Source organism: Caproiciproducens sp. MSJ-32 (assembly GCF_018918055.1).
Taxonomy (GTDB): domain Bacteria; phylum Bacillota; class Clostridia; order Clostridiales; family Clostridiaceae; genus Clostridium.
On the sequence record NZ_JAHLPS010000043.1, the window covers coordinates 18193 to 29539 of the forward strand.

The 11347-nt window shown below is 34.8% G+C and carries 8 protein-coding genes and 1 pseudogene; 8 read left to right on the top strand and 1 reads right to left on the bottom strand.

The features are described 5' to 3' along the window. Positions 1-14: 14 nt before the first annotated feature. From KQI16_RS05480 to KQI16_RS05495, 4 genes and pseudogenes are all read left to right on the top strand, one after another. Positions 15-2107 (top strand): annotated as a pseudogene (locus KQI16_RS05480) (FAD-dependent oxidoreductase). A 24-nt stretch (positions 2108-2131) separates the two neighbouring features. After that, positions 2132-2473: a hydrogenase maturation nickel metallochaperone HypA/HybF gene (locus KQI16_RS05485; RefSeq protein WP_119866009.1), complete on the top strand. Its 342-nt coding sequence runs from the start codon at positions 2132-2134 to the stop codon at positions 2471-2473. Between the two features lie 32 nt (positions 2474-2505). Beyond that, positions 2506-3453, top strand: a complete 948-nt coding sequence (locus KQI16_RS05490) for a DUF5692 family protein (protein WP_216432693.1) — start codon at positions 2506-2508, stop codon at positions 3451-3453. Positions 3454-3496: 43 nt separating this feature from the next. Continuing rightward, entirely contained in the window at positions 3497-4510 is a 1014-nt protein-coding gene (locus KQI16_RS05495) for an energy-coupling factor ABC transporter permease (protein WP_216432694.1), read from the top strand. A 54-nt stretch (positions 4511-4564) separates the two neighbouring features. On the opposite strand, the gene KQI16_RS05500 is transcribed toward KQI16_RS05495, so the two are convergent. Beyond that, positions 4565-5935, bottom strand: coding sequence for an MATE family efflux transporter (locus tag KQI16_RS05500; RefSeq protein WP_216432695.1), 1371 nt, complete (start codon positions 5933-5935; stop codon positions 4565-4567). A gap of 243 nt (positions 5936-6178) precedes the next feature. On the opposite strand from KQI16_RS05500, the gene KQI16_RS05505 reads away from it, so the two are divergent. The 4 genes from KQI16_RS05505 to KQI16_RS05520 all read left to right on the top strand — a co-directional run bounded on the left by KQI16_RS05505 (position 6179) and on the right by KQI16_RS05520 (position 11183). Continuing rightward, complete coding sequence (locus tag KQI16_RS05505) at positions 6179-7315, top strand: NAD(P)-dependent malic enzyme (protein ID WP_216432696.1); 1137 nt, start codon at positions 6179-6181, stop codon at positions 7313-7315. A 9-nt stretch (positions 7316-7324) separates the two neighbouring features. Then, positions 7325-8065: a MurR/RpiR family transcriptional regulator gene (locus KQI16_RS05510; RefSeq protein ID WP_216432697.1), complete on the top strand. Its 741-nt coding sequence runs from the start codon at positions 7325-7327 to the stop codon at positions 8063-8065. Positions 8066-8258: 193 nt separating this feature from the next. Continuing rightward, entirely contained in the window at positions 8259-9812 is a 1554-nt protein-coding gene (locus tag KQI16_RS05515) for a PTS transporter subunit EIIC (RefSeq protein ID WP_216432698.1), read from the top strand. A 48-nt stretch (positions 9813-9860) separates the two neighbouring features. Next, positions 9861-11183: a family 4 glycosyl hydrolase gene (locus KQI16_RS05520; RefSeq protein ID WP_216432699.1), complete on the top strand. Its 1323-nt coding sequence runs from the start codon at positions 9861-9863 to the stop codon at positions 11181-11183. The last annotated feature ends 164 nt before the right edge of the window (positions 11184-11347 follow it).

An 11347-nucleotide genomic window follows, 5' to 3' on the forward strand; every position in this document is an offset into this window, starting at 1 on the left:
GAGGATAGGGTTATATGGTAAAAGAAAAGGTGCTGGATCTGGCTAATCATATAAGCAGAAAGAAGCGTGGCTCAAAAAATGAAATAAAGGCAACAGATCCAGAATATTTAATTTTGGAACCGGTTGTAACTGATGAAATGGCAGAAGTTGCTCTTTGCATGAAGATAAGAGAAAAAACTACTGCAAAGGAACTTGCTCCAAAATGCGGTAAATCAGTAGAAGAAACAGAGAGACTTCTATACCAATTAGCAGAGGTAGGAGTATGCTTTGTTAACAATATAAATGGAGTTGATACTTTCTGGTATGACACCTGGGTTCCAGGCATTATGGAAATGATGGTTAATAACAAAAAGAATGTTGAAAAATACCCTCAAATTGCAGAGGCCTTTGAAGCTTATGGAAGAGTAAGGGGACCTAAGTCAGCAGGAGCCTTTCCAGTAGGAGTGGGCTTAATGAGAGTTATTCCTATAGAAAAGGCAATTGATGGAGAAACAAGAAGGGCTTCCTATGAGGAAGTTTCAAAATACCTTAACGAAAATACTATCTTTAGTGTTTCAGACTGTTCCTGCCGTGTATCAAGAAGGGTAATGGGAGAAGGCTGCGGACACTTGGCAGAAGACATGTGCATTCAAATGGGACATGCTGCTGAGTATTATATTAGAACAGGCAGAGGCCGTCAAATAAGCAGGGAAGAAGCCTTTGAAATAATAAGAAGGGCTGAAGAAAATGGGCTTATGCATCAAATACCAAACCTTGATGGTTCAGGCAAAACTCATGCTATTTGTAACTGCTGCGGCTGTTCCTGCCTTTCCTTAAGATCTGCTGGAATGTTTAAAAATTCTGATATGGTCCGCTCAAACTATGTTTCTTCAGTTAATAAGGATAAATGTGTTGCCTGCGGAGAATGTGTGGCAGTATGTCCAGTTAACGCCTTAAAGCTAGGACCAAAATTATGTGAAATTAATCAGGAATTGAAGTTGGTAAGGATTTAAGCCTGCAAGATTTAAGGCAGGAAGGCTATGAAGCCTTTTATCTAGCAATTGGTGCTCAGGCAGGAAGGAAGCTTGGAATAGAGGGAGAAGAGGCAGAAGGAGTTATTTCAGGAATTGATTTCTTGCGAAAGGTTAATTTAGGGGAAAAGCTAGAGCTTAAGGAAGATGTAGTTGTAATAGGAGGAGGCAATGTTGCCATAGATGTAGCAAGAACAGCAGTAAGGGCTGGAGGAAAGAAGATTAGCATCTACTGCTTAGAAAAGCCAGAAGAAATGCCAGCTTTAGAGGAAGAGATTGAAGAAAGTTTATCTGAAGGAATTATGATAAACAACTCCTGGGGACCAAAGAGAATAATAACAGAAGATGGAAAGGTAAAAGGAATAGAATTTAAAAAGTGCCTTTCAGTCTTTGATGAAAATAATAAATTTAATCCAAAATATGATGAGGAAGAAACTATAACAGTTAAGGCTGATACAATAATTCTTTCTGTTGGACAAGCTATTGACTGGGGCGGTCTCCTTGAAGGCAGCAAGATAGAATTAAATCCTAATAATACAGTAAAGGCAGATTCCTTTACTTATCAGACTGAGGAAAAGGATGTTTTTGTAGGAGGAGATGTATTTACAGGGCCTAAATTTGCTATTGATGCCATAGCAGCAGGAAAGGAAGGGGCAATTTCGATTCATCGTTTTGTTCATCCGGGTCAAAGCTTAGTAATAGGCCGTGATAGAAGGAAATATAAGGCCTTTGATAAGGAGAATATTCTTTTTGAAGGCTATGATAATATTCCAAGGCAGAGGACAAATTATGTAGATGGTAAAAAGGCAAGGGAAAGCTTTAAGGACTTAAGACTAACCTTTACAGAAGAGCAGCTTAAAAAGGAAACAGAGCGCTGCCTAAGCTGTGGGGCAACGGTTGTTGATGAATTTTTATGTGTAGGCTGTGGTGCCTGCACAACAAGATGTAAATTTGATGCCATTTCCCTCGTTAGAAAATATGATGCAGAAGGGGTTGCCTTTGAAGATCTAAAGCCAGTAGTTATTAAAAATGTTATTAAGCGTAAGGGAAGAATTGTCCTTAAAAAGGCTAAGAAAGTATTAAAGAGGAGCAGATAGTATTTAGTATGGAGGAGAGTTTATATGCATGAAATAGGTGTTTTATTTGAGGTGGTTAAAACTGTAGAAAAGTTTGCAAGGGAAAATGATGTAAAGAAAATTGAAACTCTAGTCTTACAGATAGGGGAACTCTCCTCTGTAGTTCCTAGATATATGAAAAATCTATATCCAGCAGCAATAGAAGGAAGCATCTTAGAAGATTCAAAACTAGAAATACAAGTACTGCCTGCCAACGCCTTATGTAAAGATTGTAATAAGGTTTTTGCTTTAATTAAGAACAAAGGAATATGCCCCAAATGTAATAGTAAAAACTATGAAATACTAGGGGGCAGGGAGTTTTTTATTAAGGAAATTGTCTGTTATTAAGATTAAAAATAATTAATAAAGAGGGTTGGAATATGTTTACTTTTAATTATGAAGCAGGAGCTAGCTTTGCTTCTGTATGGTTTGTTTGGATAGCAGTATTTCTAAGTTTATTTTTATTAAATGAAATATCAAGGCGGTCTAAAATTTGCGGCTTTATTTGTTTTGTTATTCTGCCAGCAGTCCTTTCAGTTTTATGGTTTACAGTCTTAAAGGATAAGACTTATACAGATTGGTTCCATTTAGCAAAGGTATATTCCTCAACAGCAGGCTGTATTGGCTTTTGGTGCATAAGGTATTTAAAAGGGGGAAGAAGAAAAATTTTCCTTGCCTTTCCTCCATTGATTTTAGCAATTAATATTCTTGAAGCAGTAATTCGTGATATTGAAATCGGCCTTAAATATACTGGAGGCGGAATTCTTACAGATGGAAATATGTATGTATTGGGAGGGTCATGGAATTATATGAATGCCTTGGCTGGTATCTTAAATATTATAACTATAAGCGGCTGGGTAGGAATTTGTATTCGTAAAAAGACAGCTAAGGACAAGAGTCAAGACATGCTTTGGCCAGATATGCTATGGTTTTGGATTTTAGCCTATGACCTATGGAATTTTGCCTATACCTATAACTGCCTTCCTGGTCATTCCTGGTATTGTGGTTTTGCCTTACTTCTTGCTCCAACTTTATGTGCCTTCACTGTTGGAAAGGGAGCCTGGCTTCAACATAGGGCTCATACTCTAGCACTATGGTGCATGTTTGCCCAAACCTTCCCATCCTTTATTGATGAAGGTAAATTTGCAGTAGCATCAAGTTATAGTGAAGGCTGGTTATTTATTATAAGCTTATTAGCCCTTATTGCTAATGTGGCTGTAACTATTTATATGCTCTATAAGATCAAGAAAACTAAGCGCAATCCATATTTAGAAGAATTGTATGTTGACTTAAAACAATATAAGGAAATAAAGAGTATGTCTATATAATTATTTAGAATAGGGGAGAAAGGGATAAAAGGAGGAGATAAAAATGCATATGGTAAATAGCCTTATTAGTCCAGCAGTCGCAGGGCTAATGTATTCCTGTTCTACGGCAGCAACAGGATATTCAATAAAAAAGATTAAATTAGAAAATAGTCCAGAAAGGACTGCAATGATGGGAGCTGCTGGAGCCCTTGTCTTTGCAGCCCAAATGGTTAATTTTACAATCCCAGGAACAGGTTCTTCAGGCCACCTTTGCGGAGGAATATTACTAGCTGCCTTATTAGGACCTTATGCAGCTTTCTTAACCATGGTTGGAATATTGCTAGTACAAGCTTTGCTCTTTGCAGATGGGGGAATTTTAGCCCTAGGCTGTAATATATGGAATATTGCCTTTTATAGCTGTATTGTTGGAGGACTTTTCATATGGAAGCCTATTATGAAGGGGGGAGTATCAAAGAAGAGGATTATTATAGCATCTATTATAGCTTCAATAATAAGCTTACAGCTTGGAGCCTTTTCTGTAGCTCTTGAAGCCCTAGCTTCAGGAAATTCTCAATTACCTTTTGTTGATTTTATATCAGTAATTCAGCCTATTCATTTGGCAATTGGCCTAGTAGAAGGCCTTATAACTGCAGGAGTCCTTTCCTTTGTATATGAAGCAAGAGCAGAATTAATCTGTGGAGGAAAAAGGGAAGAAGAAAAGAAGGCTAAGTTATCCTTTAATAAACTAATTGCTGTTCTTTCAGCAACAGCAATATTAACTGCAGGAGCTCTTTCTTTAGCAGGCTCTGAATATCCAGATGGTCTTGAATGGTCTATAAGTAAAATTACTGGCTCTATAGAAATAGAAAGTTCTAGCGAGTTTTATAAAAAACTTGATAGCTTCCAAGAAGCTATTGCAATTCTGCCAGACTATTCTTTAAAAAATTCTGATACTGCTTTTGGAACATCTTTATCAGGAATTTTTGGCGGAGCCGTAGTTGCCCTATCTTTAATTGGAGGAGCATATATAATTACCGACCCTAAAAGAGATATGGTGATGGACAGTTATAAAAATTAAAAAAAAGGAGATTCATAGATGATTTTAAAATCATTTATGAGTCTCCTTTAAATTTTATTCAGCTAAGGCTGGAACTTCTTCCTCTTTATTTTCTTTTTCTTTCATCATTGATTTTATTCTTTTTATATAAGTAAGTGTCAAAGGAATAGCAGCAGCTATCCAAGCAGCAGGATCAGCTAAAGCAATTCCAGTAAAATCTAAGAACTTTGGCAAGGTAAAGGCAACTACTGTTCTAGCAACCGTTTCAGCAAAGCCAGCCATCATAGGCACAAAACTATCTCCAATTCCTTGAAGGGTGTTTCTAAATATAAAGATTAAGCCTAAAGGTATATAGAAGAAGGAAACAGTGTCTAAGTAATGTTTTGCAGTTTCTATTACTTCAACATCATTAGCACTTACAAACATCTTTATAAAGAAAGTTCCAAATAGTAAAACTATAATGGTAGATGTAATGCTTACTATTATGCTTATAATTGTTCCCTTTTTTACCCCGTCCTTTATACGATCTATTTTTCCTGCTCCTAGGTTTTGTCCAGCATAGGTAGCCATTGTAACACCAAAGGAAATAGAAGGCTGCATAAATACTTGCTGTACCTTTAAGGCTGCAGTATAAGCCGCTATTTTTATTGAACCAAAGCCATTAAGGGCAGCTTGTAGAATAACGGCACCAGCAGCAGTTATGGAAAATTGAAGGGCCATAGGAATACCTATTCTTAGCTGAGTTTTTGCATAAGAAGGATCTATTTTCCAATGTCCTTTCTTTAATCTTAAAATAGGGAATTTCTTTACTATATATATCATACATAAAACTGCGGAAATTCCTTGGGAAATAACAGTTGCATAAGCAGCTCCTTCAGGACCCATTCCAAAGCTTCTGATAAATACAATGTCTAAAATTATATTTAATAATGAAGAAATAATTAGGAAATATAATGGAGTCTTACTGTCTCCAAGGGCTCTTAGAACGCTGGAAAGGATGTTATAAAATACTGTTGCTGCAATACCTGCATAAATCACAATAATGTAAGCTAGAGCATCATCTAAAATATTATCTGGTGTATTCATAAGTATTAGAAGAGGTTTAACAGTAACTAAACTGATAATTGTAATTATTACGGTCATAATAGCGGATAAAATTAGGGAACTAGCAAAAGCCTTTTTTACCCCTTCCTCATCAGCTGCACCAAACTTTTGAGAAACTAATACTCCAAAACCTCCAGTTAAACCAATAACAAATCCAATTACTAAAAAGGATAGGGCTCCAGTTGAACCAACTGCAGCTAAAGCATTAACCCCTAAAAACTTACCAACAATTATAGTATCAGCCATGTTATAAAACTGTTGAAAAACATTACCTATAAGTAGCGGAAGAGAAAAGGTTAAGATTAGTTTTATAGGATTTCCTCTTGTCATATCTTTTGTCATGACCATTCCCCCTTTGTAAAAAATTTATATAAATGTATAATTGATAAAAGTTTTCATAACTACAAAACATTATTATATAATTATTAATTAATAAAGGCAAGAACATATATAATTATTTCATTTTTTGAAAATAATTGAATTATAATAGGATTTATATAAAAAGTTACTTAGGTCTTAAATTGCCTCAAATTATTGAAATAAAAGGGAAGAGAACCTATTATACAAATGAGGAGAGTGATATATATGAAAGAAAAAAGCTTAGAAGCACATAAAAAATGGAAGGGAAAAATTGAAGTAATAAGTAGATGTGAGATAAAAAATAATGAGGATCTAGCAGTAGCTTATACTCCTGGAGTAGCCCACCCTTGCTTAGAAATTCAAAGGGATGAGAATTTATCTTATGAATATACAAGAAGGGGAAATCTGGTTGCAGTTATTACTGATGGGACTGCTGTTCTTGGTTTAGGTGATATTGGCCCATTAGCAGCCATGCCTGTAATGGAAGGAAAATGTGTACTATTCAAAGAGTTTGCAGGGGTAGATGCTTTTCCATTATGTATAAAGGATAAGGATGTAGATACAATAGTAAATACAATAAAGCTTTTAGAAGGAAGCTTTGGAGCTATAAATCTTGAAGATATCAGTGCTCCAAGATGTTTTGAAATAGAAGAAAGATTAAATGAAATATGTGATATACCAGTTTTTCATGATGATCAGCATGGTACAGCAATAGTAACCTTGGCAGCCTTGTTAAATGCTAAGAAGCTTCTTAAGAAGGATTATGATATGAAAATTGTAGTTAATGGAGCTGGAGCTGCAGGTATTGCCATATCAAATTTGATTTATGAAGCTGGCTTTAAGAACATTGTAATTTGTGATAGATATGGTATAATAACTCATGAAAACGCTTCTAACGACTATCAAAGGAAATGTGCCGCTAAGTTTAATAAGGGGAAGGAAGGCACATTAAAGGATGCCCTAGCAGGGGCTGATGCCTTTATAGGAGTTAGTGCGGCTAATATTGTAACTAAGGAAATGGCCTTGTCAATGAATAAGGACGCTATCATATTTGCCTTAGCAAACCCAACTCCAGAAATAATGCCTGAAACAGCTCGTGAAGCTAATGTAAAGGTTATAGCAACTGGAAGGAGCGATTATCCTAATCAAATAAATAATTTATTAGTTTTTCCAGGGATAATTAAGGGAGCTTTAAAGGCACGTATTAATAAAATAACAAAAGAAATTCAGCTGGAAGTTGCAAGGGCAATTGCAGGATGCATAGATGATGCTGACTTAAACCCAGATTATATAATACCTAGCGTCTTTGATAAGAGAGTTGTTGACTTAGTTTGTGATGTAGTATATAAATTTAGAAAATAAGGAGTTATTATGGAACATTTAGCTAGGTTATTTAATACATTGACAAATAGTGAACAAAAGGTTTTTACTTATATTTATCATAATGAACAAAAGGTTATGACAATGAAGATAAATGACCTGGCTAAAGCAACCTTTACATCAAAGACTGTAATAATAAACTTAGCTCAAAAGTTAGGTTTTGAAGGTTTTTCAGATTTGAAATATTATTTAAAAACTTCTTATAATAGCGAAAATTCAAATAAAGTCTTAGAGGACTTGCAGTACAGCTTAAAGGAAAATATAGAAAGAACCTTTAAGGTTATAGATATAGCTTTATATAAAAATATTGCAAAGGAAATAATAAAGGCTAAAGCTGTTTATGTCTTTGCAAGAGGAACAAGCAAGGCTGCAGGCCACCATTTAAACCATATGCTTTTAACCTTAGGGATTAAGTGTATTTTTGTTCAGGACTATAACTTATCGACCATTGTTGGTAACACCTTAGAAAAGGATGAAATGGTGATATTAATATCCCTATCAGGTAAGACAAGCAAGATATTAGAAATCGCTAATATTGCCAAGATGAAGGGATGTAAAACTGTTGCAATAACTTCCTTTGGTACAAATGAACTGGCAAAGATAAGCGATTATACCTTTGCCTGTGTATCTGACGAAACAGAGACTAAATTTAATGACAGCAGTTCTAGAATAGGGATTTTTCTAGTCATTGAGATGCTTGTGAATACAATTAAAGAATATATCAAAAAATAGCTCTAGTTTAGGGCTATTTTTTTGTATCTGACCTAGGTCATTTTGCCTGACCTAGGTATTTAGATAGGAAAAGAGTATCCTTCAAACTTATTGTAAATGTTTAAATTTAAATATAAAATTAAAAACGAAAAGGGCGCTCTTAAAAGAAATCATATTTCGTATATTAATTAAGATGGTAAATGGAGGAAAGGTAATGAGAAAAGAATTAAGCCAAAAAATTCAACAATTTGGTAGAACTTTATTGCTTCCTATCGGAGTTATGGCTCCAGTAGGTATGATTTTAGGTATAACAGGAGCTCTTGTTCAATCATATATGATTGCTAGATTTCCGGTATTAGGTAATGAAGCTATTAATACAACTTTAGTTAGTATAAGAACTATAGCAAGTGCTATTTTTGATAATATACCTTTATTATTTGCTATGGGTGTTGCTTATGGTATGTCTAAAAAGGACAAGGGAATTGCAGTTTTTGCTTCAGTCCTTGGTTATTTGATTTTAATTATTACAATGAACGTATGGTTAAATGTAACTGGTAAGCTAGTTGATCCAGAAGTTATGAGCCAATTCGGTCAAATAAAAGTTCTAGGAATTCAAACAATGAATGTTAATGCCTTAGGAGGTATTATTGCCGGCGGAGTAGCAGCCTGGGCAACTGATAAGTTCTATAAGTTAGAATTACCAATAGCTTTAGCTTTCTTTGCAGGTAAAAAATCAGTTCCTATTATAACAATGGGAATAATGGTAGCTATAGGTTTAGGAATTCCATTTATTTGGGAAGCAGCAGTTGGATTATTAACTCATCTATCAGTAGTATTCTTAAGTCCAGTTGGACCATTCTTTACAGCAGCAGGTGAAAGATTATTTATACCATTTGGATTACATCACTTATGGAATGCATTATTTAGATTTACTGAAGCTGGTGGAAGCTATGTAATCAATGGAGAAACTTATGTAGGGGTTGTACCAGCACTAAATGAAATCCTATTCAATTTAGGACCAGACAGTGAATACTGGAACATGATACCTAAATTAACTAGATTTATGGCACAACAACAAATGTTAGTAACACTATTTGCCTTCCCAGCAATAGCTTTAGCAATGTATAAAACATCCCACAAGGAAAATAGACCAATGGTTAAATCTTTAATGTTAACTTGCGTGCTAACAGCATTACTAGGTAATGTTACTGAACCGCTAGAATTCTCCTTCGTATTTATTTCACCACTATTATATGTTATCTATGCATGTATAGTTGGTATAGGGGCAGTGGCAATATCCTTTGCAAATGTTGGTATTGGATACATAAGAGGAACAATATTTGACTTTGCAATCTTTGGTTTATTATATGAAAGGACAAATTGGCTAAGTTTTGTACTTATAGGATTAGTTTTAGCAGTAGTAACTTACTTTATCTTTAAGTTTATGATCTTAAAATTAGATCTTAAAACTCCAGGTAGAGAAGATGTACCTTCAGTTGAAAACACATTAATCAAAGAAAAGAGATATGATGAAATAGCAAAACTAGTTGTTAAGGGACTAGGTGGAAAAGCTAATATTAAGAATGTTGATAACTGTATTACACGGTTAAGAATAGACTTAGGAGATGTTAAAGAAGTTGACAAGAAGATATTAGAGGAATCAGGATGCACAGGTATTTTCTTCCCAGCACCAAAACATATTCACATAGTTTATGGACCATTAGTTGAATTTGTTAGAAATGCTGTGGATGAAGAACTAGCAAAGTAAATAAAACCATAAAATAACAAATTTTTTAAAGAAAAGGTGGAGTTAGATATGAGAAGTAGCAATATTATAACAGTAACTGGAGCAGGAAGCGCAAGAACACCAGCCTTAGTTGGAAGTTTAGTTAAAATGAAGGATAGATTTCCTTTAAAGAAAATAATCTTCTATGATATAGATACTGAAAGAACATCAAAGATGGAGGACTATATAAGATTAGTGCTTAAGCACTTTTGTCCAGAAACTGAAGTTGTATTTACAACAGATCCAGATGTAGCTTACGAAAGAACAGATTATGTATTCTGCCAAATGCGTGTAGGTAAGGGGGAAATGAGAAGTCTTGATGAAAAAATTCCTCTAAAATACGGTTTAGTAGGGCAAGAAACCTGCGGACCTGGCGGCTTTGCTTATGGAATGAGATCTATAAATGCAATGATTGAAATGGTTAAGCAAGTGCGTAAGCATTCAAAGGATACCTGGATATTAAATTATACAAATCCAGCAGCAATAGTAGCCTTAGCTTTAGATAAATTATTCCCAGATGATAAGAGAATATTAAATCTTTGTGACCAGCCATATTCTCTAATGAGATCCTTTGCCAAAATTTTAGGAGTTCCACAACATGACTTAAGAGCAACTTACTTTGGTTTAAATCACTTTGGATGGTTCACAGATCTATGGGATATTCATGGAAACAACCATTTTGAAAAATTAAGAAATTACCTAAGAGACCATGATTTTAAACCATATAATGCAGAACAAAGATCAAAATCTTGGTTAGACACTTACCTAAGAGTAAATAAATATTTAAAATTCTTTGATGAATATATTCCAACGACTTATCTACAATATTACTTCTTCCCAGAAGAAATAGTTGCAGAAAGTGATCCAAATTATACTAGAGCTGATGAGGCAAGAGACAGCAGGGAAAAAGAAATTTGGGAAATCTGCAGCAAGGCTGTAGGAACAGATAATATTGAAGATATAGAAATCATTAGTGACAGTGTATTTGGTAATTTAATGGTTGAATTAGCTGAATCAATTGCCTATGATCTAAATAATGAATTCATACTAATGAGCAGAAACAATGGAATAATAACAAACTTCAGTGAAGATGCCATAGTTGAAGTATCAGGAACAGTTGGAAAAGACGGAGCTCATCCTTATAAATATGGTGAAATAAAGCCATTCTATAAGGGACTTATGGAAGGTCAACATGCTTATGAACGCTTAACAGTAGAAGCATGCTTAGAGCAAAACTATGTGAAGGCTTTACAAGCTTTAACCTTAAATAGAACAGTAGTAAATCCAGAAAAGGCTAAATTAGTTTTAGATGATTTAATGGAACATAATAAGGAATACTGGTATTTAAAATAAGAGGGGATAAAAAAGACAGATTCATTACGAATCTGTCTTTTTAACGTGCGCCCGGCATGGGCGTAATCTTGTCGGTGAAAGTCCGATACGGGGGTTGATAGTGCCAACCGTTAGCCTAAGACAAGGGTGTCCACCGCGAGGTGGAATCTGAAGGAAGTCGGCGG

Excerpts from the sequence above, each read along its gene's own strand:
- KQI16_RS05515 (WP_216432698.1), top strand. The coding sequence starts at position 8,259 with ATGAGAAAAGAATTAAGCCAAAAAATTCAACAATTTGGTAGAACTTTA.
- KQI16_RS05495 (WP_216432694.1), top strand. The coding sequence starts at position 3,497 with ATGCATATGGTAAATAGCCTTATTAGTCCAGCAGTCGCAGGGCTAATG.
- KQI16_RS05520 (WP_216432699.1), top strand. The coding sequence starts at position 9,861 with ATGAGAAGTAGCAATATTATAACAGTAACTGGAGCAGGAAGCGCAAGA.
- KQI16_RS05500 (WP_216432695.1), bottom strand. The coding sequence starts at position 5,935 with ATGACAAAAGATATGACAAGAGGAAATCCTATAAAACTAATCTTAACC.
- KQI16_RS05505 (WP_216432696.1), top strand. The coding sequence starts at position 6,179 with ATGAAAGAAAAAAGCTTAGAAGCACATAAAAAATGGAAGGGAAAAATT.
- KQI16_RS05485 (WP_119866009.1), top strand. The coding sequence starts at position 2,132 with ATGCATGAAATAGGTGTTTTATTTGAGGTGGTTAAAACTGTAGAAAAG.
- KQI16_RS05510 (WP_216432697.1), top strand. The coding sequence starts at position 7,325 with ATGGAACATTTAGCTAGGTTATTTAATACATTGACAAATAGTGAACAA.
- KQI16_RS05490 (WP_216432693.1), top strand. The coding sequence starts at position 2,506 with ATGTTTACTTTTAATTATGAAGCAGGAGCTAGCTTTGCTTCTGTATGG.